Genomic DNA, 26,084 nt, shown 5'->3' with positions numbered 1-26,084 from the left:
GAAGAAGCTCCTTTCATCGTGTTTGTACGTTGAGTGATGTGCTCGTTAATGACGCCATGGCGCTCAGATCCTGCCTTGCTGCGAAGGGCGTTTGGGGTGAGGCCATGAAGTAGAAACTCGCAGGTTCCGGTGACAGAGAAAGGAAAAATCCTCGGGAGGTGCGCGATGATTTTCCGCTGAATTCTCGGGTGTTTAGCGGGGTTCGCGGCCGCGTCTGGCTCAGGGGTTTGGCAGCTCCGGGCAATGCAGGGCTGGAGGGGTTGATTTGTGGTTGGACATGACAGAACGGAGATCCCGAGGATCGCTCGGGTGGGGTTGGGGTGGTGGGAAAATATCCGGAAAATTTAGCGCCTGATGGTCAGCCTTCGCGGGCTTGCTCGCGAAGCTTTTACTGCACCAATTGGTTGATCTCGATAATCGGCAACAGCACCGCCATGACGATCACCAGCACCACCGCGCCCATGACCACGATCATCAGTGGTTCAAGCAATGCGGTCATGCCCATGGCCCGGCGTTCGATGTCACGGGACAGGGTTTGCGCGGCGCGTTCGAGCATCGGTGGTAGCGAGCCGGTTTTCTCGCCGCTGGCGATCAGGTGGATCAGCACCGGCGGGAAGACTTTCTCCACCCGCAGGGCAGCGGCCAGGTTGACGCCCTCACGAACCTTGGCCGTGGCGTCGCTGACGCTCAGGCTCAGCCTGTCGTTGGACAAGGTCTGCCGCGCCGCCTCCAGCGCCCGCAACAACGGTACCCCTGCTCCACCGAGAATCGCCAGGGTCGAGGCAAAACGCGCGGTGTTCAACCCCAGCACAAATCGCCCGAATAACGGCAATCTCAAAATGCGGCTGTGCCAATTCAAGCGCGCAGCCGGGTTGCGCAAATACAAGCGCCAGCCCCAGAAACCGCTCGCCATCACGCCAAAACACAACCAGCCCCAACCACGAATGAAATCACTGGCATTGAGCATCGCCAGGGTCAGTCCCGGCAAATCCTGACGCGCCTGGGAAAACGCACTGACCACCTGCGGCACCACGTAACTGAGCAGAAAAATCACGATGCCAATCGACACCAACCCGACCACGCCCGGGTAGATGAACGCGGTGAGAATCTTGCCCCGCAGGTTGTTGCGTTCTTCGATGTAATCCGCCAGCCGCTCCATGACCTGCGCCAGGTCGCCGGACTCCTCGCCCGCTGCGATCAATGCGCGGTAGATTTCCGGAAAGTCCCGTGGCCTGGCCGCCAGCGCTTCAGCGAGGCGCATGCCACTGCGCACGTCGGCGCGCACCGCGCTGAGGGTCTGGGCGATGTGCTTTTTTTCCGCTTGCTCCACCGTAGCGCTCAACGCGGCCTCCAACGGCAGACTGGCGCCGAGCAGGCTCGCCAGTTGCCGGGTGGCCCAGGCCAGGTCGTTGTCCGAGAGTTTGGCGCTGAACATCCCGCCGCCGCCCTTTGCCGATGTGTCGTTCTCGATCTGCACCAGCAACGCGGTCAACCCACGGCTGCGCAACACACCGAACGCAGCGCTTTGGCTGTCGGCCTCAAGGTGCCCGGACTCGATCTTGCCCGTGGCGTCGGCGGCTTCGAATCGGTAACGGTTCATCAGGCGTCCCTTGTTACTCGCAGGATTTCTTCCGGCGCCGTGGCACCGCTGCGCACCCAACGCTCGCCGTCTTCGCGCATGCTGAACATGCCGGCGGTGCGGGCGGCGGCGCGTAAGGCCTGCTCGCCGGCACCTTGATGGATCAGGCTGCGAATGTCGTCGTCGATGCAGAACAGCTCATGAATGCCGGTACGACCGCTGTAGCCGGTGTGATTGCACGCCGCGCAGCCGACCGGGCGCCAGGTACCGGGGGCGGTAGGATCTTCCTGTTTGCAGTGCGCACACAGGCGCCGCACCAAACGTTGCGCGAGGACGCCGAGCATCGATGAGGCCAGCAGAAAAGGTTCGACGCCCATGTCGATCAAGCGGTTGACGGCTGAAACGGCGTCGTTGGTGTGCAGCGTCGCCAGTACCAGGTGGCCGGTGAGCGAGGCCTGCACGGCGATTTGTGCGGTTTCCAGGTCGCGGATCTCGCCGATCATGATGATGTCCGGGTCCTGGCGCAAAATGGCGCGCAACGCCAGGGCGAAGGTCATGTCGATCTTGGCGTTGACCTGAATCTGGCTGATGCCCGGCAAGTCGTACTCCACCGGGTCTTCGACAGTGAGGATATTGCTGGTGCTGGCGTCCAACCGCGCAAGGGCCGCGTACAGGCTGGTGGTCTTGCCGCTGCCGGTGGGGCCGGTGACCAGCACGATGCCGTGGGGCTGACGGATCAGGGTGTCGAGTTTGGCCAGTACCTGGGCGTCCATGCCGAGGGTTTCCAGTTGCAGGCGCCCGGCCTGTTTGTCGAGCAAGCGCATCACTACCCTTTCGCCATGGCCAGTGGGCACCGTCGACACGCGAATGTCGATCGGCCGGCCGGCCACGCGCAAGGCGATACGACCGTCTTGCGGCAGGCGTTTTTCGGCGATGTCGAGCTGCGCCATGATCTTGATCCGCGAGACCAGCGCGCCATGCAAGGCCTTGCGCGGCGACACCACATCGCGCAGCGTGCCGTCGACCCGATAACGCACCACCGAATGGCTTTCGTAGGGCTCGATGTGAATGTCGCTGGCTTCATCGCGCGCCGCTTGAGTGAGCAGTGCGTTAATCATGCGGATCACCGGTGCACCGTCCTGGGTGTCGAGCAGGTCGGTGATTTCCGGGATGTCCTGCATCAGGCGATCCAGGTCCACCTCATTTTCCGCCGCGCCGACTACTGCCGCAGCGCTGCCGGTATCGGCGTAGGCACTGGCGAGCAAGCCGTCGAGTTCCTCGTCACGCACCCGCTCCAGCCGCGCCGGGCCAAACTGACGCCGCGCCTCACTGATCGACCAGCCCGGCGTGGACGGGCACACGGTCAGCACCGCGCCTTCCTCGCCGGTTCGCAAAAGGATCCGTTGGGCCTTGGCCCAGGCGTAGGGCAAGGTGCTCATTGAACCGGCACCGCGCGAATGGTTGCCCGCGGCTGCGAACCCGGCTGCACATTCGACACCGGCACCGCTCCCGGAACCCCCTGCGCCGCCGGCGGCAATTGCGGTGCCTGCATGTCTGGCATCGCCCAGCTGCGCTCCGGTTGCAGCATGCCCTGGGCGCGGCGCATGAAGTCGTAACGGTTAAGCGTGATGCTGCGCCCCGCGGCGCTGTCGCGGATGATGTACGGGCGCAAGAACACCATCAGGTTGGTCTTGGTGATCGCCCGGCGTTCGTTGCGAAACAACGCACCGATCCCCGGAAGGGTCGACAGCCAGGGCACCGCGTCGGTGCTCTGGCTGTAGCCGTCCTGGAGCAAGCCGCCGAGGACCATGATCTGCCCATCATCGAGCAGGATGCTGGTGTCGATCGCGCGCTTGTTGGTGACGATGCCCGCCGCCGTCGCGCTGTTGGTGGCGCGCTCATCGATGCTGCTGACTTCCTGATAAATGTCGAGCTTGACCGTGCCGCCTTCGGAAATCTGTGGCCGCACATTGAGTTTCAGGCCGACCTCCTCGCGCGTCACGGTCTGGAACGGGTTATTGCTGGTGCCGCCACCGCCGGTGACGTAGCTGCCACTGACAAACGGAATGGTCTGGCCGACAAAAATGCTCGCGGCCTCGTTGTCGAGGGTCAGCAGGTTAGGCGTCGACAGCACGTTGGTGCCACCCTTGCTTTTCAACGCACGGGCCAGGACCTTGAGGTCGAGAATCTTGCCGATGCCGGGGATGTCCACCGTGCCATTGACCAGGCCCAGGTTCAGCCCCTGAGGCAAGACATCGATGCTGGTTCTGCCGTTGAGGTTGACGCCGGTCCCGCCGAGGTTGGCGCCGCCGATGACACCATTGCCGCCCAGATTACCGGTCTGCCATTGCACGCCGAATTCGCTGGCGTCGTCCTCGCCGACTTCGACGATCAGGCTCTCGATGACCACTTGCGCGCGGCGTTGGTCAAGCATGTCGATCACTTCGCGAAGATTGCGATAGACCGGGTCCGGCGCCGAGATCAGCAAGGTGTTGGTGGTCGCGTCGGCCTGGATGGTCACGCCGTTGGCACTGAACGCGACATTTTGTTCGGTCGGCTGTGCGCCGCCGGTTTGACTGCCGCCGTTCAGGCTGCCCTGCCCATAACTGCTGCTGCCGGGGTTTGCCGCAGTGGTGGTCGAAGAACCCGTGCTGTTGGCGTTGGCACCCTGCCCGTTCTGCCCGCCACTGGTGTTGCTGCCCATCGCGCTGAGCACCGAACGTGCGCCATCGCTGCTGCCACTGTCGCTCTCTCCGGTGAGCAAACCGCGCAAGGCCTGGGCCAGTTTGGCGGCTTGTGCGTTGCGCAGGTACACCACGTGCAAGTTGCTGGGGTTGCTCTGGGCGTTGTCGAGTTTGTAGATCAGGTTGCGTGCCAGTTCGGTGCGTTCGGGGCTGCCGGCGCGGATGATGATCGAGTTGGAACGCGGGTCGCCGATCACCGAAATTTTCTGGGTTGGGTCATTGCCCGGCGCCTCCAGCAGGTCCGAGACCATGCCGGCAATGTCCACGGCGATGCCGTTCTGGATCTGCACCACGTCAGTGTCGATGGCGCTCGGGGTGTCGACGCCCTGAATGATCTGCGCCACCCGCGCCAGGTTGTCGGAGTAATCGGTGACGACGATGGTGTTGTTGCCGGGATAAGCGTTGATCGGGTTGTTCGGCGACACGATCGGGCGCAGCACCGGGATCAGGTTCACCGCGTTTTCATACTGCAGGCGAAAGGTGCGGGTGACCATGCCGTTGCCGGCCGGTTTGTCGGCGCCGTAAATCGGCCCGCCGAGCAATTTGGCGTCAGCCTCCGGCACCACTTGCGACACGCCGCCAACATCGACCACGCTGAAGCCCTGCATGCGCAAGGTGGCCAGCAGCATGTCGAAAGCCTGATGCGCCGGCACTTCACCCTCCGAGACCAGGGTCAGGTTACCTTTGACGCGCGGGTCGACCAGAAACTGACGCCCCGTCGAGCGCGACAAGGCACGGACCACCGCCGGGATGTCGACATCGACAAAATTCAGCGTCACCGGTTGATTGCCCAGCGCGTTACTCGCCGGGGCAGTACCGGTCGGCGGATTGCTGCGCCCCGGCGTGGTGATTTTATGCAATGCGCCCGGCGGTTGCTTGAGCTGCGCCTGCAAACGCTGGCGTTCCGCCAAGGGGTCGGCGCTACGCTGGGTGTTCGCCAACGGCTTACCCAGTTCGCTATCGACCAGCAAGGGTGATTGCTGCGTGGTGGTGGTGCTGCAAGCGCCCAGCGCCAGCAATAAAAAAGGCGCGGCCTTGCGACAATGGCGCGCATACACGGAACCTGACCACTTCATGAAGCTTCCTTAGCGCCTGGCGCCTGATCCATGCGAACGGTTCCCGACAGAGTGCCTGCCGTGTCTTTGGCCAAGGGTTCACCTGCGCGTTGCAAGCGAGCCTCGACCACCTCAAGGGATAACTGTGGCGCGGTGACCAGCAACCAACTCATCGCGGCGTCCGCGGGTGCGTCTTCGAGTGTCAGCTGCCAGGCCTTCGACGTTGCGCTGTCCGGCGCAAGTAATTGGTAGTGCCCGGCCAGACCGTTGGCGTCGAGGGTCTGGCGCAGTGTCTGCTCAAGACTATGTCCACTGGCGGGGCGTGCGACGTCGCGCAGCAGCACCTCCAGTGCTTCGGTCTGGGAACGTAACTTGGGTGTTTCGGCTTGCCAGTAGTCGATCTTTTTCAGCGCCGGTTGAACCAGCACCAGCCAGGTCAACAAGCCTGACAACACCAGTGCGGTGCCGGCCACCATGCGTTTTTCGCGCAGGGCCAGACCTTGCCACGTCAACAGGCCGCGACCTTTGATGTGCTGCCAGCGGGCGCGGTAAAGCGCCAGGGAATGCCTATTCATCGTCGGCTCCGGCAGCGCTGTCAGCGGTGGTAGTCGCAGGTTCAAGGGCCGGACGCAACGTCCAGCCTTCGGCGCCGGATCTGACCTCGATACCGGCTTGCGCCAACGTGGTTTGCCACGACTTGTCGCTGGCCTGTTTGCGCGCATCCGCCAGCAGGGTCAGCTTCAGCTCGCCGTTGCCAAACTCCAGGCGTTGTACGCTGCCGGCGATAAATGGCATGCCGTTGCCGGCTTGAATCATCAGGTTGGCGAATCCCTGGGCCGGTGCGCCGCTTTGCGGCGCAGACAATTGCTGACGGGCCTGTTGCAGCGGGTTGAGAATCACCGGCAACTGCGGAAATGCCTGTTTCACCCGCAGGCTCATTTGGCTCTTGAGTTGTTGCCCCTGCGACGCTTCACGGGCGGCGTACAGATTCAAACCCAGGGCCCAGATCACCACGGCAACCGCGCACAAGGCGAGCGCTCGTGGCCAACCCTTTTGGTCGGCATGGCGCTGCTGAATTCCGCCGTGCAAACCCCATCCGGGCAAAGGTCCGACCCAGCGTTTTTCAGCGGATAACAAGCGAGTGAACGTCGAGTCCGGCGGCGCATCACCAACCCACTGCGCGGTGTCACCGGCCTCCAGCAATAAATCGCTCAGCGCCTCGTCCACCGCCGGATGCACCACCGCCTGATGAAGGCTGTGGCGCACTAACAAATGCCCCTCCCGAATACAGGTCACCGGACCACTTGCGACAGGCAAACAGTAGGCGGCGGTAAACACACCGCGCGGGGTCAATCGCGCGCTCCGCAACAATTGTGCAAACCGGGCCAATCCTTCGCGTGGCAGCCAGGCGATGTGCACTCGCCCCTGTTCATCACGTGGACTGTGGGCGATATACATTTGTTCGCAGGCACCGAGGATCAGCGCCTGCGCCGCACACTGAACGGCCGCGGTGGTTTTTGATGCTGGCAAAACGGGTAGATCGATGCTCGCCAGGAGGCTGTCCTGCGGGTGCAGGAAAAAAACGATCGCGGGTGTTTTTCCGTTCTGGCCCAATTGCCGCAAGCTACTTTGACCCTCTTGGGTGACTTGCCCCTGGCGGTCCAGCCAGGCGAACGCCACCGGGCTATCGAGGGTCAGCTCGGCCAACGGTGGCAAGGCGATGCGTAGCTGACTCATACGCCCACCCGTGACCAGATCACCTCGGGCAATCCGTTTTCACGGCGGTACAGCAATGCATCCAGACTGACCCGACGCCGCTCGGTCGACGCCTTGCCCCGCAACAGGAACCAGTCACTGGTGATGCCGACCTTGATGGTCGTGGCTTCAAGTTGCGGCATGCGCAACCGGTTGACGAAGTCCCCACGGTTGATGAACCACTGGCCGCCGTCGCGCTCGGCTATCAGCGCCTGTGCACGCTCGATCGACAGCCCCGGCACATACGCAGCCAGCACCGGTGCGGTGGAGGTATTGCCGTTGAGCCAGGTAAAGGCCGGCAGTACCGTGAAGTAAGGCGCCATTTTTGCCAGCAATTCGTCATTCATTCCCTCGACGCTGCGCAGATCGTCTAGGCGGCGCAGCATGGGGCGAGTTGGCAGCTGTGGTTTGCTTGCGGCCGCCGGTGAAGTATCGCGACCGCTGTCGAAGCCGCTGCCTTGCGGCGTCTTGTCCGCCCGTTCCGGGTTGAGCAGGCGCGGGTAGGAGGCGATCACTCGCTGACTGATGCGCTGACTCAAGGTCGTGTTGACTCCGATCAACTGACACAGACGCTGGAAACTCGCCAGTTGTTCCTGATCGATTCGATCATTGTTGACCAAGTTGCGCAGGTTGAATTTGCCTTGCTCATCCTCCAGCCGCCCCTTAAAGGGCACGTCACGCGCCGTCACCACGGCGCGTGCCCACGGCTGATCGAGGCGTGTCAGCGGGTCGCGCTGGCGCGCGTCCCACAGCAAATGACGGCTGATCTCGATGCCGCCCAGCAGCATTGAAGCGCCCTGTATCCGCCACTGCTCAGCCTCCAGGCTTCGGGTGAATACGGTTTGCCGGGTCAGCATGCCACCGGCAATCACCGCTACGACCGCGGCGATCAGCAAGGCGCTGATAATCGCCATGCCGCGCTGCTTCGCCGCTATCCGCGAATAGGCTTTCATGGCTTCCCTTACAGCTGCCAGGAGCCGATATCGGCGTTCACGCCGTCGCCGTCAGGCTGACCATCGGCACCGAGGGAGAAGATATCGATTTCGCCGTTCGCGCCCGGATTCAGATAGTTGTAAGGACGGCCCCACGGGTCGTTGGGCAGGCGGTCCAGGTACGAACGCCAGTTGCTGTTCTTGGCGTTCGCCGGCCGCTCGGCCAGCACCTTCAAACCCTGGTTCATGTTCGGATAGGTGCCGTGGTCTAGACGATACAGCTTCAACGCCTGCATCAGCCCGCCAATGTCCTGTTTGGCGGCGGTGGCGCGAGCCTGGTCGGGGCGGTCCAATACCTTGGGCACCACCATGGCCGCCAGAATCCCCAGAATCACCACCACCACCATGATCTCGATCAGGGTGAAACCTTGCTGCCCGCGAGGCGAACGAGGCTTGTGATCCAGCAACTTGAAGTGCGCGATATCCATCTCGACATTCCCTGGCTTGATTCGATTCGACGCGCAGTGTTGCAAGAAGATATGTCAGTGGTGTTGAAAATGCTCGGGAGCTTTGGTCGTCAAGCGGTCAAGCCCGGGGCTTAGAGTCAAGTGCTGTTCAGACCGCTCGAGTGCCCGATGCGCCACCCTCACCGACAGGCCGGTTTTACCTTGATCGAAGTGCTGGTAGCGCTGGCGATCATCGCCGTCGCGATGTCCGCCGCGGTGCGGGTCGCCGGTGTGATGACCCAGAGCAACGGCTTGCTGCGGGACAAATCGATTGCGCTGTTGGCGGCACAGAGTCGCCTGGCCGAGTTGCGTCTGGAGGGCCGATCGACACCGGGGACAAAAGCATTGGAATGCGATCAGGGCCGGCTGCTGTTGCGCTGCGAGCAAACCATTGGCGTCGCTGAGAATGGCCGGTTGTTACGGGTTGATCTGCAAGTATTCGACCGCAGCCGCGAGGCACCGCCACTGGCCCGGCTCGGCACGTTGCTGAGTCGACCGATCACCCAATAAAGAAAAACCCGCAACCCCTGTAGCAGCCTGCGTCCGGCTGCGAAGCAGTGGTAAACCAGACAACGCGGTGCGTCAGATAAACCGCATGGCGACTGCTTGGTCCGAACGCGGCCCGAGCCGGACGCAGGCTTCGCCAGCGGCTACGGCGATTATGGTGGGTTCAGGGGTGAGTCAAAACGGGCAGCAATGGCGAATCCGGGAGTTTGGCGATCAGCAGGCGGGACTGCTCCTCGCCACGCTCGATCACCACGGCATCGCCTTCGATGGCGAGGATTTTCACCCCTTGGCTCACCCGTTCTCCCACCAGAAAACTGCGTGGCGGGCCATCGTTGAGACTCAGGATCGCCACCGCGCCACGGGTGCCCGCCCACACCCCGCTGACCTTGATATCCACCGGTGCCGGCTGGTTGGAAAACCACTGCAAGACCGGGCTGTCGGAGCGTGAAACCGTGAGTGGCGGCGCGGCATCCGGCGTTCGCGATTCGGCAGATGTCAGCAGCAGCGATGACCAGGTGACGACGCCCGCCAGAGCGGCCAGCAAGGCCAGTGCCTGGACACACTGCGCCGGGGAAAAGCGATCGGTAAACGACATGGGCTGAATCTCCTTTTAGTCCCTGCCATGAGCCTACAGCGCAATTCTCACGTTTTTATTTCATATGCTCGCCATCTTCAGCCGTCACGATAAAAAACGATGCAAAGGAGCTTGCACTCAATGAATGGCTTCAAACGGCAACGCTTTAAGCAACAGGGCTTCACCCTGATCGAGTTGATGGTCGTGCTGGTGATCATCGGCATTGCCAGCGCGGCGATCAGCCTCAGCATCAAACCGGACCCGCTGCACCTGCTGCGCAAGGACGCCGACCGTGTCGCGCACTTGCTCAAGGTCGCGCAAGCAGAAGCCCAATCCGATGGTCGGCCGATCACTTGGCGAGCCGACGCCAAAGGATTTCGCTTCAGTCGCCGCAATGACAACGGCGAAGGCGTTGATCGCTTTCAGAACGACCCGCAACTACGCCCTCGTCTCTGGGAGACACCGGGGATGGAAGTGCGTGTGGAACCCAGGAAAAGCGTCGTGTTGAACGCCGAATGGATCAATCCGCCCGTGCAGCTGAAACTGTCGGACGGAATCAATAGCATCAGTGTGCAGCGCAGCCCCACCGGACAAGTGAGCGTCCAATGAAGGCCCAACGCGGTTTTACCCTGATCGAGGTGATGGTGGCGATCATGCTGATGGCGGTGGTCAGCCTGATTGCCTGGCGCGGCCTGGACAGCGTCACCCGCGCCGACGCGCATTTGCAGGCCAGCACCGAACAGACCGAAGCCCTTCTGCGGGCGTTGAACCAGCTGGAGCGCGACGTCGCGATGCGCGCCAGCATCGAACTGACCGAGCCGGCGAAGCCCGGCACCGTCGATGAACCGTCCAGCGCGCCCCCGGCAGTGACCGTGCGCAACACCAACGGCACAGGCTTTCGTCTGGATGTGATCCGCGTCGCAACCGGCCAGAACGGTGAACTGCTGCGCGTGCGCTGGTGGCTGAAGGGCGACACGCTCTACCGGGCTCAGGCCGAATCCCGTAGCCGCTATCCGCTGCCGACACCCACCGCAGGGGTCGCAGTGCTCAATGAAGTCAGCGACGTTGCGATTCGTGTTTGGGAGGTGGACAAGGGCTGGCGCAAGCTGAGCGGCAACCGCAAGGAAAATCCCCTTGGAATCGAGATCAACCTGACGCGGCAAACGCCTCAGGGGGTCGAGAAGTATCGGCAGGTGATGGGGCCTTTGAAGTGAATCAGGTGGACCGCGATAGCGCCAGTCGAGACACCCCATGCCCCAAGCCAGCCGTTAGCTGAGCACCACCACCCCACCCGGCAACTCAGTGCACTTGACGCCATACGCATCACGAATCAGCAACGCCACGCCCGCCAGTTGATCCAGGCTGAACCGCGCCTGCACCTTGCGCTTGCCCAACTCGCTGTTGAGCAGCAGCAACATGCCGGGGCGGTAGCGGTTGATTTCGTCGATCACCGTCGCCAGCGTGGCGTCGTTGAACACCAGCACCTGTTGACGCCAGGCAATCACTGCCGAGGTGTCGACCGCTTGCGGCGTGCCGACTTGCCTGGCGTCATAGGTCAGTTGCTGGCCTGATTCCAGAGGGATGCTGCGACCGAGAATGTCGACCAGCAACACGCCATCCAGGCAGGTGACGCACACGCTCTGGTCGATATGACGCAGATTGAACCTGGCCTGACGTGCGCTCAACCACCCTGCCCCGGCCTGCACTTTCAGCGGCGCCTGAGCACGGGTCAGGACTTCGACTTCGCCGCTGAGCAGCTCGAAGCTGCGGGTGCCATCGGCACTGGCGCGCTGGTTGATACGCGTCTGGGTATTGAGCTCCAGGCTCAGTCCCTCCGCCAGATCGACCCGCCGCTGCTCGCCGACTTCAGTGATGTAATCGGCGCCCAGCCCCGAAAAACCGCCCGGCACCGTACCGCGAATCAGAAAAAAGGCGGCCGACGCCGCGATGGCTCCACCGAGGAATGCCCGACGGCCCAGATGCCGTGGAGCCTGCAATCGTTCGGCAGCGGGCTGCAACTGCTGCCATAGCCGCTTACTTTGTTCAAAGGCACGGGCATGTTCCGGGCTTTGTGCGCACCATTGGCGTAACGCCCGGGCATCGGCGACGGTCGCCCGGCCTGAGGTCAAAAGGATCAACCAGTCCTGGGCTTCGCTCTGTAGCCGGTCCTGAGGTGTCGCCTCAGGGGCTGAAATACGGAAGATGTTCAAGCGCGGGGATACTCACGGATTAATCTGGACTCTTCTATCAAGACGGTTTTCCCGCGCCGGGACCGAACCGCTGAATGACTTTTCTTTCCAGGCGCTCGGCACAATGGCCTAGAGCGGCTTTGATTTCCTTCTCGACCATCCGTGTCGAAATGCCGAAGCGCTGGGAAATTTCCAGGTGTGGAGCCTCTTCCAGGCGAGCGGCGATAAAGATTTTGCGTCGACGCGCCGGCAGCTCATACAGCGCGTTGAGCAGCGATTGAATTTCCTTTTGCCCGCCCACCACGCGGGCCGGATCGAGCGCTTCATCCGAGACTTGCAGCATCTCCTCCACTTCGCTGCCTGTCAGCAACCGGGCATCCGACTGGCGCCGGTCCGCCGCGATGTTCAGGGCCATGCGATAGAGGTACGCATTAGGCTGGGCAATGTTCGGCGGTGTTTCCATGCGGTCGACCCGCAGGTAAGTTTCGTGCAGGACGTCGTTGGCCAGATCCTCCGAACCAAGGCGCCGGCGCAAGCGCACCTTGAAATCGTCGTAGGATGTCAGGAATAGCCTGACCATCGAACTTTGTCCGGTGTCTTTCATCCCCCGGAAACTCCTTCCCATAGAGTGCATTCCATGCGTTTTCCCGACGGCTCAGGTAGCAGAAGTAGAGTGACCGGCTGACCCAGGGAACTGGGCGCCGGACGTTCGATGTTGAGGTTGCGCAATCTTTCCACCAGCGCCGAGTCGCGCTGAACATCACCTGTAGAACTGACCAGACGGCTGTACTGCACAACGCCGTCACGGCCGATCCACAGTTGTAGCAATGCCCGAAAACTGCCTGGGCGGATCGAAGGCGAGCGGCACAGGCTGCGCTCGATCGCCGATTGAATCGCCGTCGCGTAACTGCTGCCAGCCAGCGGCGCACTGGTTGCGACCGAGGCTTGCATCGAGGGCACCTCGGTGACCTGCGCCACTTGCAACGTGAAGGCATCCGCCCGGGCATACCGAGCCATCAGTCCACTGCCACCGAGCATCAGGCTCAAGGCATCGGCGGCATTCAGACGCCCTTTCACCGCGATCGAACGACGACCACGGGTCAACTGGCGATCGACCAACACTGCCATGCCGGTGGCACGACTGTACCGTTCAAGCGCGCTGGCCAATTCCTGGGCCGGGATATCCAGCTCCAGTGAAGTCTGCGAATCAATCGGACCGGCAATCACTGCCGACGACATCAACCAAAACAGCAACACCAGGCCAGCCTGGCGGACGTGAGTCATTGAAACCTGGCACCCGTTTCTGACTCTGCCTCGCTGCACGGCTGACGCACCCCTGAAAACCGTCATCCTGAGGGCTGTTTATGACTCTGGTGTGACGGCCGGTGCAAAAAAACATCACGAGCCGCCCGATCACTTTGCTCTAGACTCACGCTTCAGCGCGGCCCGTTCGTGGCCGGCCAGGAGACCTTCAATGAAACATCTGTGGTGTGCTGCAGCCGGCGTGCTGCTATTGATCGGACTGACAGCGGTTCAAGCCGAGCAACCGCCAGGCTGCGTCGAAGTAACGGTCGGGGGTTACAAGGCACCGGACTACAACTGCCTGAGCCAGCAAATGGGCAATAACCCCGAGGGCGCGGCCGCTGCGCAAAAGAATCAGGAAGCCATGAACGTGCCGGTGAATCAACGGCCACCCAACCACGTCGGCCTGGCAACACCGGCCGCGACCAGCACGCGCATGGGCAATACCTTCGGTACCGGCGTCAAACCCCAACGCCCCGCCCCTCCTGCCAGCGGCTTGCCGCTGATCAAGGCGCCGTGAGTAAGGGGGGTCTGCAGTGGATCAGATGTGTAGAAACATCCAATCTGGGTGACGATAAAACAATTTCTAGCCCTTCTTAAAAATACGTACCGCTACGAATGGATATTCACTGGTGAAAAAATCCGGCCTCTTTTCCTCGCAACACTGAATTGTCATTAATCTAATTGTTAGCCACCTAACGAAGGTGCACGCTAGAGGGCTTGCCTGGGCCTTATATCATTCCGAATGATAGTTACTTTTGCCTCATTCGATTCGTGCGATACAACCTCGCCGAGCATCATCCGCCCATTCTCAATACATTGGCGGATGCATCCATGGAACAATCACTCAAACATTTGCGCTTCCCGTTGGCCCTGTTGGCCGTGCTGGTGATGAGCGCCTGCGGCAAGACTCCGGACACGGCCGCCACTATGCCCGCAGCCAAGGTCAGCGTGGCCAAGGTGCTGGAACAACCGGTCAATGAGTGGGACGAATTCACCGGGCGCCTCGAAGCACCGGAAACCGTAGAAATTCGTCCACGGGTCTCCGGCCAGATCGATGAAGTGGCCTTCACTGAAGGCGCATTGGTCAAAAAAGGCGACCTGTTGTTTCAGATTGACCCACGTCCATTCCAGGCCGAGGTTCGCCGCCTCGAAGCCCTGGTTGCCCAATCCCGCGCCAACGCCACCCGCAGCGAAAATGAAGCCCGGCGCGGTGAACGTCTGCGCACCAGCAATGCGATTTCCGCCGAGCTGGCCGATTCGCGCACCAGCGCTTCGCAAGAAGCCCGCGCTGCCGTCGGTGCCCTCCAGGCGCAACTGGACCTGGCCAAACTGAACCTGAGTTTCACCCGTGTTACCGCGCCGATCAGTGGTCGCGTCAGCCGTGCGGAAATGACCGCCGGCAACCTGGTAACCGCCGACACCACCGCGCTGACCAGTGTGGTTTCCACTGACAAGGTCTACGCCTACTTCGACGCCGACGAGCGCGTATTCCTCAAGTACACCGCGCTCGCTCGCCAAGGCAAACGCGGTGCAACCACCCCGGTTTACCTTGGCCTGTCCAATGAAGACGGCAACCCGCACCAGGGCGTGATGAACTTCGTCGACAACCAGGTCAACCCAAAAACCGGCACCATCCGCGGTCGTGCGGTGTTCGACAACAGCGACGGCACCTACACCCCAGGCCTGTATGCACGTTTGAAACTGGTCGGCAGCGGCACCTACTCCGCCGTGCTGATCAACGACGAAGCGGTTGGTACCGACCTGGGCAAAAAATTCGTGCTGGTGATGGATGCCGACAACAAGACGGCGTATCGCACGGTCGAGCTGGGTCCGAAGATCGAAGGCTTGCGCATCGTGCGCAGCGGCCTGAACAAGGACGACACCGTCATCGTCAAGGGGCTGCAACGGGTTCGCCCTGGCTCGCCGGTCACCCCTGAAGTGATTCCGATGGCCAGCGAACAAACCCTCGCCGCTCTGGCTCAACAACGACAAGCGCTGGAAGCCAGCAACCTGCCCCAAGTCGCACCTGCCAAGGTCGCGCCGGGTTCGGTTGTGAAACTGGCTGCTGCGACTCCACGCGGTTAAGGGACGACAACTCCGATGAATTTTTCTCAATTCTTCATTTCACGGCCGATCTTCGCAGCGGTACTTTCGCTGCTGATCCTGATCGCCGGCGCCATCTCGCTGTTCCAGTTGCCGATCAGCGAATACCCGGAAGTGGTTCCGCCGACCGTTGTGGTTCGTGCCAACTTCCCGGGCGCCAACCCAAAAGTCATCGGTGAAACCGTGGCAGCGCCTCTGGAGCAAGCCATCACTGGCGTCGAAAACATGCTGTACATGTCTTCGCAGTCCACCGCGGACGGCAAGATCACCCTGACCATCACCTTCGCCCTGGGCACTGACCTGGACAACGCACAGGTGCAGGTGCAGAACCGTGTGACCCGGACCGAGCCGAAACTTCCAGAAGAAGTGACGCGCATCGGTATCACCGTGGACAAGGCTTCGCCCGACCTGACCATGGTTGTGCACTTGACCTCGCCGGACAAACGCTACGACATGCTCTACCTGTCCAACTACGCCTTGCTCAACATCAAGGATGAGCTGGCGCGTCTGGGCGGTGTCGGTGACGTGCAGTTGTTCGGTATGGGCGATTACTCGCTGCGGGTCTGGCTCGATCCGAACAAGACCGCTTCGCGTAACCTGACCGCCACCGACGTCGTGACCGCCATCCGTGAACAGAACCGTCAGGTGGCTGCCGGCGCATTGGGCGCACCTCCTGCACCGAATGCCACCGCATTCCAGCTGTCGGTCAACACGCAAGGCCGTCTGGTTTCTGAAGAAGAGTTCGAGAACATCATCATTCGCTCCGGCGACAACGGTGAAATCACGCGCCTGAAAGACATCGCTCGGATTGAATTGGGTTCCAGCCAGTACGCCCTGCGCTCGCTGCTGAATAACCAGCCGGCCGTGGCGATCCCGATCTTCCAGCGCCCTGGCTCCAACGCGATCGAAATCTCCAACGAAGTGCGCGGCAAGATGGCCGAGCTGAAGAAGAACTTCCCGGAAGGCATGGACTTCAGCATCGTCTATGACCCGACGATCTTCGTGCGCGGCTCGATCGAAGCAGTGGTTCACACCCTCTTCGAAGCACTGATCCTTGTTGTATTGGTAGTGATCCTGTTCCTGCAAACCTGGCGCGCCTCGATCATTCCGTTGGTGGCGGTGCCGGTTTCGCTGATCGGTACGTTTGCTGTGATGCACCTGTTCGGCTTCTCGCTGAACGCCCTGTCACTCTTCGGGTTGGTACTGGCCATCGGTATCGTGGTGGACGACGCCATCGTGGTGGTGGAAAACGTCGAGCGAAACATCGGACTGGGGCTCACTCCGGTCGAAGCGACCAAGCGGGCCATGCGTGAAGTGACCGGTCCGATCATCGCGACGGCGCTGGTGCTGTGTGCGGTGTTTATCCCGGCAGCCTTCATCTCCGGATTGACCGGGCAGTTCTACAAGCAATTCGCCCTGACCATCGCGATCTCGACCGTGATCTCGGCGTTCAACTCGCTGACCCTGTCGCCTGCCCTGGCGGCTGTGTTGCTCAAAAGCCATGACGCGCCGAAGGATCGTTTCTCCAAGGTCCTCGACAAGATCTTTGGTGGCTGGCTGTTCCGTCCGTTCAACCGCTTCTTTGACAAGGCCAGCCACGGCTATGTCGGCACCGTGGGCCGGGTTATCCGCAGCAGCGGTATCGCCCTCCTGTTGTACGCAGGCCTGATGGTGCTGACCTTCTTCGGTTTCGCCAACACCCCGACCGGGTTCGTACCCGGCCAGGACAAGCAATACCTGGTGGCCTTCGCTCAACTGCCGGATGCCTCGAGCCTGGACCGTACCGAAGACGTGATCAAACGCATGTCCGACCTGGCCCTGAAACAGCCTGGCGTGGAAAGTGCGGTGGCCTTCCCTGGCCTGTCGATCAACGGCTTCACCAACAGCCCTAACGCCGGCATCGTGTTCGTGACCCTGAAACCTTTCGACGAGCGCAAAGACCCGAGCATGTCCGCCGGTGCAATTGCCGGTGCGTTGAACGGCCAGTTCGCCGGGATTCAGGAAGCCTACATGGCGATCTTCCCGCCGCCGCCCGTACAAGGCCTGGGCACCATCGGTGGTTTCCGCCTGCAGATCGAAGACCGGGGCAACCTGGGCTATGACGAGCTGTACAAAGAAACCATGAACATCATCAACAAAAGCCACAACGTGCCGGAACTGGCCGCCCTGTTCACCAGCTACACCGTGAACGTGCCACAGGTCGATGCGGCTATCGACCGGGAAAAAGCCAAGACTCATGGTGTGGCCGTCAGCGACATCTTCGACACCCTGCAGATCTATCTGGGTTCGCTGTATGCCAACGACTTCAACCGCTTCGGTCGTACCTATCAGGTCAACGTTCAGGCCGAGCAGCAGTTCCGTCTCGAACCGGACCAGATCGGTCAGCTGAAAGTACGTAACAACAAAGGCGAGATGATCCCGCTGGCGACCTTCATCAAAGTCAGCGACACCTCGGGCCCGGACCGCGTGATGCACTACAACGGTTTCATCACCGCTGAAATCAACGGTGCGGCAGCCCCCGGCTACAGCTCCGGCCAGGCCGAAAAAGCCATCGAAAAACTGCTCAAGGAAGAACTTCCGAACGGCATGACCTACGAGTGGACCGACCTGACCTACCAGCAGATTTTGTCCGGCAACACTGCACTGTTCGTGTTCCCGCTCTGCGTACTGCTGGCGTTCCTGGTGCTCGCGGCTCAATACGAAAGCTGGAGCCTGCCACTGGCGGTGATCCTGATCGTACCGATGACCCTGCTGTCGGCCATTACCGGTGTGATTGCTTCGGGAGGCGACAACAACATCTTCACCCAGATCGGCTTGATCGTACTGGTGGGGCTTGCCTGTAAAAACGCGATTTTGATCGTCGAGTTTGCCAAGGATAGACAGCAGGACGAAGGCCTCAGCCCGCTCGCGGCGGTACTGGAAGCTTGCCGCCTGCGTCTGCGGCCGATCCTGATGACTTCCTTCGCGTTCATCATGGGTGTCGTGCCTCTGGTGTTCTCCAGTGGCGCCGGTGCCGAAATGCGTCACGCCATGGGTGTAGCGGTGTTCTCCGGGATGCTCGGGGTGACCTTCTTCGGTCTGTTGCTGACGCCAGTGTTCTACGTATTGATTCGTAACTTTGTGGAGCGCGGTGAAGCGCGCAAAGCGGCCAAGGCCCTGAAACCGGAGGCGCAACAATGAGCCTGAAAGCCTTCCTGCCGAGCCTTCTGGTACTGGCCCTGAGTGCCTGTGCCGTGGGCCCGGACTACAAGACTCCAGCCACTGAGCCGGCCAACATCACGACCGCCACCGATGGCAGCGCCGGTCAGAAGAACTTCGACCGCTCGCGTTTCGAAGGCATCTGGTGGCAGCAGTTCGAAGACCCGACGCTCAACCAGTTGGTGACTCACTCGCTGCAAGGCAACCGCGATTTGCGCGTCGCCTTCGCGCGCTGGAAAGCGGCCCGGGCGATCCGCGATGACGCCAGCAATGACGCCATGCCGACTATCACCAGCCGGGCCAGCAGTGACCTGGCCAAGGGTCAGATCCCGGGCCAGACCACGAAACGGGTTAGCAGCGAACGCTACGACCTGGGCCTGGACATGGCGTGGGAGATCGACCTGTTTGGCCGTATCCAGCGCAACCTGGAATCCGCCGACGCCGAACAGCAGGCACTCGAAGCCGATCTCTACCAACTGCAAGTCTCCATGATTGCCGAACTGGTGGACGCCTACGGTCAACTGCGCGGTGCGCAGCTGCGGGAAAAGATCGCCCTGGCCAACCTGAACAACCAGCAGGAATCGAGCAAGATCACCGTCAGCCTGCGTGATGCCGGCGTCGGCGATCAGCTCGATGTGGTCCGCGCCGATGCACGCCTGGCGTCTGTCGAAGCCAGCGTGCCGCAACTGCAGGCCGAACAGGTTCGTCAACGCAACCGCATCGCCACCCTGCTGGGTGAACGTCCGGACAGGCTGACCGTCGACCTGAGTCCAAAAGATTTGCCGGCGATCGCCAAGGCCCTGCCGATCGGTGATCCGGGTGAACTGCTGCAACGTCGCCCGGACATCCTTAGCGCCGGGCGCAAACTGGCTTCCGCCACTGCCCGTATCGGCGTGGCCAAGGCCGATTTGTTCCCACGGGTCAGCCTCAGCGGCTTCCTTGGCTTCACTGCCGGGCGCGGTTCGCAAATCGGCTCCTCGGCGGCCAACGCCTGGGCGCTGGGCCCAAGTATTACCTGGGCTGCGTTCGACCTTGGCAGCGTGCGCGCCCGTTTACGTGGCGCCGATGCAGATGCCGAGGGCGCTCTGGCGACCTACGAGCAGCAAGTGCTGTTGGCGTTGGAAGAGTCGGAAAACGCCTTTAGCGACTACGGCAAACGTCAACAACGCCTGATCTCGCTGATTCGTCAGAGTGAATCCAGTCGCGCCGCGGCCGACCTGGCCGACATTCGCTACCGCGAAGGCACGGCGGACTTCCTCGTCCTGCTCGACGCCCAGCGTGAGCGTCTGGCGGCTGAAGACAACCAGGCCCAGGCCGAAGTCGATCTGTACCGCGGCATTGTCGCGATTTACAAAGCCCTCGGCGGTGGCTGGCAACCAGAGACGGTCGCCAGCCAGTAATGTTTTAACGAGCTCCTTTGGTTGGCCGCAACCAACCAATTCCTTTGCCCTGCGCCTCATTCGGTCGCGGGGCTTTTTTTTACTTGTTCCGAATGCAACGCTAACCTTGTGGGAGCGGGCTTGCTCGCGAATGCGATCTGTCAGCCGACATTAATGTTGAATGTGCAGCCGTCTTCGCGAGCAAGCCCGCTCCCACAGGGTTAGTGTGCCTTCTTGTTATCCTGGACGGTCGCCCTCCCCCAACACGGGGTTTGACTCACAGCCCTGCCTGACCGAAGCTGGCAACCTTGCAACAGCTTGCCAGCTCCCGGATTCCTGCATGCCCCAGTCCCGCCGCTACCTGCTCATCAGCCTCTGCGTCCTGTTTGCCATCGGCCTTGCCTGGGTTTTCCTGCGCAGCACAACCCCCGCAGTGCCGGAGGCGATCAAGCGTGGCTACAGCGAAGCGCTGAACCAGGCGCGCGCAGGCCAACCGGGTGCAGCGCGGGTTCTCTACCAGCAATTGGGCCGCTCTGATATATCGGCCAAACGCCGCATCTGGTTGCATGCCGAACTGCCCAACTACCCCAGCTCCGTGGCCCTGAAACTGGCCGATGCGGACTTGCAGCATGAATCGCCAGAGGTGCGCATTGCGGCGATCAAAAGCATCAGCGGTCTGGTGCCCAGCGGTCAGCGCAGCCTGCTGCTGGGCCCTTTACTCGATGACAGCGAACAGCGCGTCCGCTATGCCGCCGTGAACGCCTTGCTGGGGCTTTCGCCGGACGATCTCGGTTTGTACTTCGGGCCGCTCGAGCAAGCCATCGATGCCTGGGAACAGGATCTGAAGAGTCAGCCGGAGAACGCCGACAACCACTATCAATTGGCTCGACTGCATTTGCACAACGCCGAATTGAAAGAGGCGCGGCAGGCACTGGAGAACACCTTGCGCCTTGCGCCCGGCAACCTGCCGGCGCTGGTGATGCAGATCGAAGTGCTGGATCGACAGGGCCAAAACGATGCCGCCCAGCAGCTGTTGGCCAAGCAGCTGAAGGCCCAACCCAATTCAGCCTACCTGCAACATGCCCTGGGTCTCTGGCTGCTGCATCACGGGCAAAGTGAATTCGCCCTGCTCGGCCTTTCCAAAGCCGTGGAGCTGGAGCCGGACAACAAGGAATACCGTTACGACCTGGCCACCACGCTTCACGATGAACAGGAGCTTGAAGCGGCGCAGAAACAGTTACAGGAGATCGTCCAGCGCCACCCGGCCGACCGCAAGGCCCGGGTATTGCTGATCAACTACTGGAAGGAAAGCGGACAGCTGCAAAACGTGCAGATCCTGTTGGCGCAACTTGAACAACTCAATCCCGACGACCCTGCGTTGCAGCAAGGGCTTTAACCGTAGCAAAACTTTCGTTGAACTCGTCATCTCGGCCAAGGGTCAAGTGAACAGGCAGTCCATTCAGGCACTTACGGCCTGCTGCCTCGTTTCCCCTAGTCATGAGAGGGCATTTTTTGTCTACATCTAACGAGTTGATCAGTGCAAAAGCCGCCACCGGCATCGAAGGTCTGGATGACATCCTGGCGGGTGGATTGTCCCGCGGCCATGTGTTTTTACTGGAGGGTGAGCCCGGAACCGGTAAAACCACCGTCGCTTTGCATTTCCTGTTGGCCGGCGCTCGTGCCGGCGAACGCTCGTTGTACATCACCTTGTCGGAAACCGAGCGCGAGCTGCGGCAGGGAGCGTTGTCCCACGGCTGGGAGTTGGATGAGAACATCCACATCTTCGAACTGACACCCCCGGAAAACCTGCTCAATGCCGAGCATCAACAGAGTTTGCTGTATTCCTCGGACCTTGAACTGGGCGAAGCCACCCAGCAGATTTTCGAAGTCGTCGAACGAATCAAGCCGACCCGCGTAGTGCTCGACAGTCTTTCCGAGATCCGTCTGCTGGCCCAAAGCTCGCTGCGCTACCGTCGCCAGATCCTCGCGATCAAACATTACTTCGTGCGCTATGACGCCACGGTGGTGTTGTTGGACGACCTGACCACCGAACCCCTCGATAAAACGGTGCACAGTGTGGCCCACGGCGTCATTCGCCTTGAGGAGCTGACACCCCACTATGGCGCCGAACGTCGACGGATTCGCGTGGTGAAATACCGCGGTCAGAAGTACCGCGGCGGATATCACGACTTCACCATCATGGGCGACGGCGTGCATGTATTTCCGCGTCTGGTGGCCGCCGAACACCGCGGTCGCTATGTCCGCCAACAATTGTCCAGCGGCATCAAGGCAATGGACGCCCTGCTCGGCGGCGGCATCGAGACCGGGTCCAGCACGCTGATCCTTGGCCCGGCCGGTACCGGCAAATCGCTGATATCGACGATCTTCGCCGCTGCCGCCGTGGCTCGGGGCGAAAAAGCCGCGCTGTTCATTTTCGATGAAGAGCTCGGGTTACTGTTCGAGCGTATGAAGAACATCGGCATCGACCTCAAGGCGCTTCAAGACACCGGCAACCTGCTGATCGAGCAAGTGGACGCGGCCGAGTTGTCTCCCGGAGAGTTTTCCTATCGGGTTCGTCGCTGCGTCGATGAGGGCGATATCAAAACCGTGGTGATCGACAGCATCAACGGCTATCAGGCGGCGATGCCTGAAGAAAAGGCACTGGTGCTGCACATGCACGAGCTGCTGTTGTACCTCAATCGCCAGGGTGCCGCGACCTTCATGACGGTCGCCCAGCATGGACTGATCGGTGACATGCAGGCCCCCGTGGACATCACCTATCTGGCCGATACGGTCATCCTGCTGCGCTACTTCGAAGCACTGGGCAAGGTTCGTCGGGCGATTTCGATCATCAAGAAACGCACGGGCAGCCATGAGTCCACCATTCGTGAATACCGCATCAGCGCTCAGGGCATGACCATCGGTGAACCGCTGGATGCGTTTCAAGGGGTATTGAGCGGCGTCCCTACTTATCTGGGTGCCAGCAAACCCTTGCTTGAGGAAGGCAGTCCGTGATTGCCCAGGAGGCGAAGTCCGAGCGCGCGATCATTCTCGCGCCGCGGGGCCGCGACAGCCAGATTGCGCTGATGATGCTCAACGAAGCGGGTTACGACGGGGTGATCACTCGGGACTTGGTGGCGTTGTGCGGCGAATTGGAGCAAGGGGCAGGACTGCTGCTGATCTCTTCCGAGGCCTTGTTGGGCGGTGATCTTGAACCGCTGTTCGGTCTGATCGAGCAACAGCCTGCCTGGTCCGACCTTCCAATTGTGTTGATGATCTACCATGGCGGCCCGGAACAAAACCCGGCGTCGCGCTACGGCCCGCAGTTGGGGAACGTGACCTTTCTTGAGCGCCCTTTTCACCCGGTTACGTTAATCAGCCTGGTGACTACCGCGTTGCGCGGACGTCGACGACAGTACGAAGCCAGGGACCGACTGATCGATTTGAGTCAAAGCGAACTGCGACTGCAAAACACCCTCGAAACGCTTGAACAGCAGGTCGAGGAACGCACCGCTCAGCTGCGACACAATGAAGAAGCCCTGCGCCAATCGCAGAAAATGGAAGCGGTTGGCCAGCTCACCGGCGGTATTGCCCACGACTTCAACAACATGCTGACCGGCATCATCGGCAGCCTTGAGCTGTTGCGCCGGCGACTGGCGCGTGGCCGCATCGAAGATCTGGACAGTCTTATCGACCTGGGGGTGACCTCAGCCAACCGCGCGGCAGGCTTGACCCACCGTCTGCTGGCGTTTTCCCGGCGTCAGTCGCTGGATTCCAAACCCGTGGAAATGAACGCCCTGGTGGTTTCCATGGGCGAACTGCTGCAACGCAGCATCAACGAAAGCATTCAGCTGGACATGCAACTGAACGAGCAACTCTGGGTGGCTGAGGCCGATCCCAACCAGCTGGAAAGCGCCCTGCTCAATCTGGTGATCAATGCCCGGGATGCGATGCCCGACGGCGGCAAACTGGTGGTGAAGACCAGCAATCAACATCTGGACATTGAGTTCACCAAGGCTCAGAGCAACCTTCAACCGGGTGATTATGTGGTGCTGAGCGTCACCGACACCGGGTGTGGCATGCCGCAAAGCACCATCAACCGAGCTTTTGACCCCTTCTTTACCACCAAACCGACCGGTCAGGGCACAGGCCTTGGACTGTCGATGATTTATGGTTTCAGCAAACAATCGCGCGGCCACGTCGCCATTCACAGCGAAGTGGGCGAAGGCACCACGGTGAGTTTGTTTCTGCCACGCTTGCGCGGTGACGCCCCTAAGGACAGACCGGTAGACGTCCAGCACGCCCCCTTCGCACAGAACGGCGAAACGGTGCTGATCGTCGAGGATGATCCGGCGGTGCGGGTGTTGGTCAGCACGGTATTGAGTGAGCTGGGTTATGCCTTCGTCGTGGCAGGCGATGCCGACAGCGCGGTGCCGATTCTCGATTCCGCGCAGCGTATCGATCTGTTGATCAGCGACGTCGGCTTGCCGGGCATGAATGGCCGGCAACTGGCGGAAATCGGCCGGCAGTACCGGCCCGAGCTCAAGGTGTTGTTCATCACCGGGTATGCCGAGCACGCGGCTGTGCGTGGCGGGTTCCTTGACTCAGGCATGCAGATGATCACCAAGCCCTTCACCTTCGACCTGTTGACGGCGAAGGTGCGGGAGATGATCCGAGTCTGAAAACGGTGGGAAACTCGACACGATAGCTCATCCTTTCGTGCCTGCCTACTTGTCAGGTTTGACAGCTATTCGATAATGTTCGACTGCGTTCCAATCCCTTCTACGACGCAATGCTCATCGCCGTTTAATCGGCATTGCGCGAATTTCTGAAGGGATACCGAAATGAAGCACCTACTGATTCTTTCGCTTTGCGTAGTGCTAGCCAGCTGTCAGACAGCTCGCCAGAATGAAGTACCTCTCTCTGAACCTGCCGATACTTCAACACTTGCAACGCTTACATCTTCGCCAAACGGCGCGGAAGTGGCAGCAGAGCTGACCCGCCGATATCAAGATGTGCGCATTAATTGTGGCAAAAATTCGATGCCGGCCTTCCTCTGCCGAGGCGTGATTCTGAGGTCAACGGTGCCTTCGAATAACTACTCAAGCTGGAACCCTAGTCCGCACTCACAAACCAGCGGCGGCGTTTCCTTTACATTCTTGAGTAAAGACTTGAAGTTCAAAAGCCTGGTGTTTGGCCAAAACAATGGCTTCATTTTCTACCCCGTACTGTCCAGGCCCTCCGGCACCAAACAGATAGAAATCCTTTGCGCATACCCGAGAGATGGCGCGACTCAATTGAGGGATAAACCGGGTTGCGGTGCTCACCCATATGCACCGGACAAGAGTCGGCGCTGTCAGACAATCGGTGTGACCACCGCGGAACAGTGGCTTGCGAACTGGCGGCTGAATACCTGGAACATGTGCAGCTTCGATGTACGTGACAGTATGAACGATCAGGCCGCCGACTCCTTCTACCAGTCAATCCGGGCCCACAACCAAAGTAATCTGTTTGCCGGCACGTACGACTATAGCGAGCTGGTTCTAGCCACCTGGCCGCAAAATATTCCCCTGGAGTTACCCCTCGAGGCCTTTTACTACCTACCGGGAGGTTTGGCCGGGGCACAACATGATCAAAAGGACTTCTATGCCAAAACCGGAGGAAAAGTTGTTCCTATCATAAAGTTGACATTGCCCGCCCTTCCCTCCAGCGACGCGACTTTTACTTACCTACCAGGGGATCAAGTAAAGCCTTGAATCGTCGATGATTTGAACACGTGTCGGCTAATGGTCGACACGTGTGGTCAGGAAAGCATTTCCTGCATTAGCTCTTGCAGTACATCCAGATCGAACGGCTTGGCCAGGATCGGCGCCTTACGGGTGATCGGGCTGTCCGTCTCGCGGATCTCCTGCGGATAACCGCTGATAAAGATCACCTTCAGCTCCGGTCGCAGCTTTACGGCAGGCTCAGCAATCTGGACGCCAGAAATTCCGCCCGGCAGGCGGAAGTCGGTGATCATCATGTCCAAGTGGGGTTTGCTCGACAGAATTTCGAAGGCCTGCTCGCCGTTTTCGGCCTGCAATACCCGGTAGCCCTCACCCGACAGATAGGCCGACAGCACCATCAAAATCGAGGGGTCATCTTCGACGATCAATACGACGTCTTGTGCATCTTCACTCATGGGAAGCCTTTGTTCGGTCAATAGCTGCTGATACGACCGTGGGGTCGATCAGAGGTTGCGTTTATCGGGCTGTTTTC

23 protein-coding genes are annotated in these 26,084 nt (G+C 60.7%); 11 read left to right on the top strand and 12 right to left on the bottom strand.

Going from position 1 to position 26,084, the window contains the following annotated elements; all coding sequences use genetic code 11:
- Positions 1-388: 388 nt before the first annotated feature.
- The 7 genes from gspF to gspG are packed head-to-tail and all read right to left on the bottom strand — an operon-like array spanning position 389 to position 8,553.
- Positions 389-1,600 (bottom strand): type II secretion system inner membrane protein GspF, encoded by a 1,212-nt coding sequence (gene gspF / locus ACYZTR_RS13810; protein ID WP_461971667.1) that lies wholly within the window; start codon positions 1,598-1,600, stop codon positions 389-391.
- Positions 1,600-3,018, bottom strand: a complete 1,419-nt coding sequence (gene gspE, locus ACYZTR_RS13805; protein WP_461971665.1) for a type II secretion system ATPase GspE — start codon at positions 3,016-3,018, stop codon at positions 1,600-1,602. Before gspE ends, gspF begins: the two co-directional genes overlap by 1 nt.
- Complete coding sequence (gene gspD, locus ACYZTR_RS13800) at positions 3,015-5,399, bottom strand: type II secretion system secretin GspD (protein ID WP_461971664.1); 2,385 nt, start codon at positions 5,397-5,399, stop codon at positions 3,015-3,017. The genes gspE and gspD overlap by 4 nt, the downstream gene beginning before the upstream one ends.
- Entirely contained in the window at positions 5,396-5,953 is a 558-nt protein-coding gene (gene gspM, locus ACYZTR_RS13795) for a type II secretion system protein GspM (RefSeq protein WP_461971662.1), read from the bottom strand. The genes gspD and gspM overlap by 4 nt, the downstream gene beginning before the upstream one ends.
- On the bottom strand, positions 5,946-7,115 hold the full coding sequence (gspL, locus tag ACYZTR_RS13790) for a type II secretion system protein GspL (RefSeq protein WP_461971660.1): 1,170 nt from the start codon (positions 7,113-7,115) through the stop codon (positions 5,946-5,948). Before gspL ends, gspM begins: the two co-directional genes overlap by 8 nt.
- On the bottom strand, positions 7,112-8,086 hold the full coding sequence (gene gspK / locus ACYZTR_RS13785) for a type II secretion system minor pseudopilin GspK (RefSeq protein ID WP_461971658.1): 975 nt from the start codon (positions 8,084-8,086) through the stop codon (positions 7,112-7,114). Before gspK ends, gspL begins: the two co-directional genes overlap by 4 nt.
- 8 nt (positions 8,087-8,094) lie before the next feature.
- Positions 8,095-8,553, bottom strand: a complete 459-nt coding sequence (gspG, locus tag ACYZTR_RS13780; RefSeq protein ID WP_461971656.1) for a type II secretion system major pseudopilin GspG — start codon at positions 8,551-8,553, stop codon at positions 8,095-8,097.
- 147 nt (positions 8,554-8,700) lie between these two features.
- On the opposite strand from gspG, the gene gspI reads away from it, so the two are divergent.
- Entirely contained in the window at positions 8,701-9,081 is a 381-nt protein-coding gene (gene gspI, locus ACYZTR_RS13775; RefSeq protein WP_461971654.1) for a type II secretion system minor pseudopilin GspI, read from the top strand.
- Between the two features lie 160 nt (positions 9,082-9,241).
- Here the strand turns inward: gspI and ACYZTR_RS13770 are convergent, their stop codons facing one another.
- Positions 9,242-9,673, bottom strand: a complete 432-nt coding sequence (locus ACYZTR_RS13770; protein ID WP_461971652.1) for a type II secretion system protein N — start codon at positions 9,671-9,673, stop codon at positions 9,242-9,244.
- A gap of 120 nt (positions 9,674-9,793) precedes the next feature.
- On the opposite strand from ACYZTR_RS13770, the gene gspH reads away from it, so the two are divergent.
- Both gspH and ACYZTR_RS13760 read left to right on the top strand, forming a co-directional pair.
- Positions 9,794-10,261 (top strand): type II secretion system minor pseudopilin GspH, encoded by a 468-nt coding sequence (gene gspH, locus ACYZTR_RS13765; RefSeq protein WP_461971650.1) that lies wholly within the window; start codon positions 9,794-9,796, stop codon positions 10,259-10,261.
- Positions 10,258-10,866, top strand: coding sequence for a prepilin-type N-terminal cleavage/methylation domain-containing protein (locus ACYZTR_RS13760; RefSeq protein ID WP_461971648.1), 609 nt, complete (start codon positions 10,258-10,260; stop codon positions 10,864-10,866). Before gspH ends, ACYZTR_RS13760 begins: the two co-directional genes overlap by 4 nt.
- 54 nt (positions 10,867-10,920) lie before the next feature.
- Here ACYZTR_RS13760 and ACYZTR_RS13755 read toward each other — a convergent pair whose 3' ends face one another.
- The 3 genes from ACYZTR_RS13755 to ACYZTR_RS13745 are packed head-to-tail and all read right to left on the bottom strand — an operon-like array spanning position 10,921 to position 13,125.
- Positions 10,921-11,862: a FecR family protein gene (locus tag ACYZTR_RS13755; protein WP_461971646.1), complete on the bottom strand. Its 942-nt coding sequence runs from the start codon at positions 11,860-11,862 to the stop codon at positions 10,921-10,923.
- Between the two features lie 37 nt (positions 11,863-11,899).
- Complete coding sequence (locus ACYZTR_RS13750) at positions 11,900-12,445, bottom strand: RNA polymerase sigma factor (RefSeq protein WP_461964434.1); 546 nt, start codon at positions 12,443-12,445, stop codon at positions 11,900-11,902.
- Positions 12,442-13,125: an STN domain-containing protein gene (locus tag ACYZTR_RS13745; protein WP_461971645.1), complete on the bottom strand. Its 684-nt coding sequence runs from the start codon at positions 13,123-13,125 to the stop codon at positions 12,442-12,444. Before ACYZTR_RS13745 ends, ACYZTR_RS13750 begins: the two co-directional genes overlap by 4 nt.
- Before the next feature lie 190 nt (positions 13,126-13,315).
- On the opposite strand from ACYZTR_RS13745, the gene ACYZTR_RS13740 reads away from it, so the two are divergent.
- From ACYZTR_RS13740 to ACYZTR_RS13705, 8 genes are all read left to right on the top strand, one after another.
- Complete coding sequence (locus ACYZTR_RS13740) at positions 13,316-13,663, top strand: hypothetical protein (RefSeq protein ID WP_461971643.1); 348 nt, start codon at positions 13,316-13,318, stop codon at positions 13,661-13,663.
- A 314-nt stretch (positions 13,664-13,977) separates the two neighbouring features.
- Positions 13,978-15,231, top strand: a complete 1,254-nt coding sequence (gene mexE / locus ACYZTR_RS13735; RefSeq protein WP_461971641.1) for a multidrug efflux RND transporter periplasmic adaptor subunit MexE — start codon at positions 13,978-13,980, stop codon at positions 15,229-15,231.
- A 15-nt stretch (positions 15,232-15,246) separates the two neighbouring features.
- The gene (locus tag ACYZTR_RS13730) at positions 15,247-18,429 is read left to right on the top strand and encodes an efflux RND transporter permease subunit (protein ID WP_461971639.1); all 3,183 of its coding nucleotides are present in this window, start codon (positions 15,247-15,249) and stop codon (positions 18,427-18,429) included.
- Positions 18,426-19,847 (top strand): efflux transporter outer membrane subunit, encoded by a 1,422-nt coding sequence (locus ACYZTR_RS13725; protein WP_461971637.1) that lies wholly within the window; start codon positions 18,426-18,428, stop codon positions 19,845-19,847. Before ACYZTR_RS13730 ends, ACYZTR_RS13725 begins: the two co-directional genes overlap by 4 nt.
- 319 nt (positions 19,848-20,166) lie before the next feature.
- A complete protein-coding gene (locus ACYZTR_RS13720) occupies positions 20,167-21,222 on the top strand; it encodes a tetratricopeptide repeat protein (RefSeq protein WP_461971635.1) in 1,056 nt (351 codons plus the stop codon).
- A 116-nt stretch (positions 21,223-21,338) separates the two neighbouring features.
- Positions 21,339-22,841, top strand: a complete 1,503-nt coding sequence (locus ACYZTR_RS13715; protein ID WP_461971633.1) for an ATPase domain-containing protein — start codon at positions 21,339-21,341, stop codon at positions 22,839-22,841.
- Positions 22,838-24,508, top strand: coding sequence for an ATP-binding protein (locus tag ACYZTR_RS13710; RefSeq protein WP_461971631.1), 1,671 nt, complete (start codon positions 22,838-22,840; stop codon positions 24,506-24,508). The genes ACYZTR_RS13715 and ACYZTR_RS13710 overlap by 4 nt, the downstream gene beginning before the upstream one ends.
- Before the next feature lie 162 nt (positions 24,509-24,670).
- On the top strand, positions 24,671-25,582 hold the full coding sequence (locus tag ACYZTR_RS13705) for a halovibrin HvnA (protein ID WP_461971629.1): 912 nt from the start codon (positions 24,671-24,673) through the stop codon (positions 25,580-25,582).
- 47 nt (positions 25,583-25,629) lie between these two features.
- On the opposite strand, the gene ACYZTR_RS13700 is transcribed toward ACYZTR_RS13705, so the two are convergent.
- Positions 25,630-26,007: a response regulator gene (locus tag ACYZTR_RS13700; protein ID WP_008146959.1), complete on the bottom strand. Its 378-nt coding sequence runs from the start codon at positions 26,005-26,007 to the stop codon at positions 25,630-25,632.
- Positions 26,008-26,084 lie beyond the last annotated feature (77 nt).

It is taken from the genome of Pseudomonas sp. Hz4 (assembly GCF_054898165.1).
This window is presented reverse-complemented; position numbering and strand designations above follow the sequence as displayed.

Excerpts from the sequence above, each read along its gene's own strand:
- gspE (WP_461971665.1), bottom strand. The coding sequence starts at position 3,018 with ATGAGCACCTTGCCCTACGCCTGGGCCAAGGCCCAACGGATCCTTTTG.
- mexE (WP_461971641.1), top strand. The coding sequence starts at position 13,978 with ATGGAACAATCACTCAAACATTTGCGCTTCCCGTTGGCCCTGTTGGCC.
- gspI (WP_461971654.1), top strand. The coding sequence starts at position 8,701 with ATGCGCCACCCTCACCGACAGGCCGGTTTTACCTTGATCGAAGTGCTG.
- ACYZTR_RS13700 (WP_008146959.1), bottom strand. The coding sequence starts at position 26,007 with ATGAGTGAAGATGCACAAGACGTCGTATTGATCGTCGAAGATGACCCC.
- ACYZTR_RS13770 (WP_461971652.1), bottom strand. The coding sequence starts at position 9,673 with ATGTCGTTTACCGATCGCTTTTCCCCGGCGCAGTGTGTCCAGGCACTG.
- gspD (WP_461971664.1), bottom strand. The coding sequence starts at position 5,399 with ATGAAGTGGTCAGGTTCCGTGTATGCGCGCCATTGTCGCAAGGCCGCG.
- ACYZTR_RS13760 (WP_461971648.1), top strand. The coding sequence starts at position 10,258 with ATGAAGGCCCAACGCGGTTTTACCCTGATCGAGGTGATGGTGGCGATC.
- ACYZTR_RS13745 (WP_461971645.1), bottom strand. The coding sequence starts at position 13,125 with ATGACTCACGTCCGCCAGGCTGGCCTGGTGTTGCTGTTTTGGTTGATG.
- gspG (WP_461971656.1), bottom strand. The coding sequence starts at position 8,553 with ATGGATATCGCGCACTTCAAGTTGCTGGATCACAAGCCTCGTTCGCCT.
- ACYZTR_RS13750 (WP_461964434.1), bottom strand. The coding sequence starts at position 12,445 with ATGAAAGACACCGGACAAAGTTCGATGGTCAGGCTATTCCTGACATCC.
- gspM (WP_461971662.1), bottom strand. The coding sequence starts at position 5,953 with ATGAATAGGCATTCCCTGGCGCTTTACCGCGCCCGCTGGCAGCACATC.
- gspF (WP_461971667.1), bottom strand. The coding sequence starts at position 1,600 with ATGAACCGTTACCGATTCGAAGCCGCCGACGCCACGGGCAAGATCGAG.
- ACYZTR_RS13720 (WP_461971635.1), top strand. The coding sequence starts at position 20,167 with ATGCCCCAGTCCCGCCGCTACCTGCTCATCAGCCTCTGCGTCCTGTTT.
- gspH (WP_461971650.1), top strand. The coding sequence starts at position 9,794 with ATGAATGGCTTCAAACGGCAACGCTTTAAGCAACAGGGCTTCACCCTG.
- gspL (WP_461971660.1), bottom strand. The coding sequence starts at position 7,115 with ATGAGTCAGCTACGCATCGCCTTGCCACCGTTGGCCGAGCTGACCCTC.
- ACYZTR_RS13725 (WP_461971637.1), top strand. The coding sequence starts at position 18,426 with ATGAGCCTGAAAGCCTTCCTGCCGAGCCTTCTGGTACTGGCCCTGAGT.
- gspK (WP_461971658.1), bottom strand. The coding sequence starts at position 8,086 with ATGAAAGCCTATTCGCGGATAGCGGCGAAGCAGCGCGGCATGGCGATT.
- ACYZTR_RS13740 (WP_461971643.1), top strand. The coding sequence starts at position 13,316 with ATGAAACATCTGTGGTGTGCTGCAGCCGGCGTGCTGCTATTGATCGGA.
- ACYZTR_RS13730 (WP_461971639.1), top strand. The coding sequence starts at position 15,247 with ATGAATTTTTCTCAATTCTTCATTTCACGGCCGATCTTCGCAGCGGTA.
- ACYZTR_RS13705 (WP_461971629.1), top strand. The coding sequence starts at position 24,671 with ATGAAGCACCTACTGATTCTTTCGCTTTGCGTAGTGCTAGCCAGCTGT.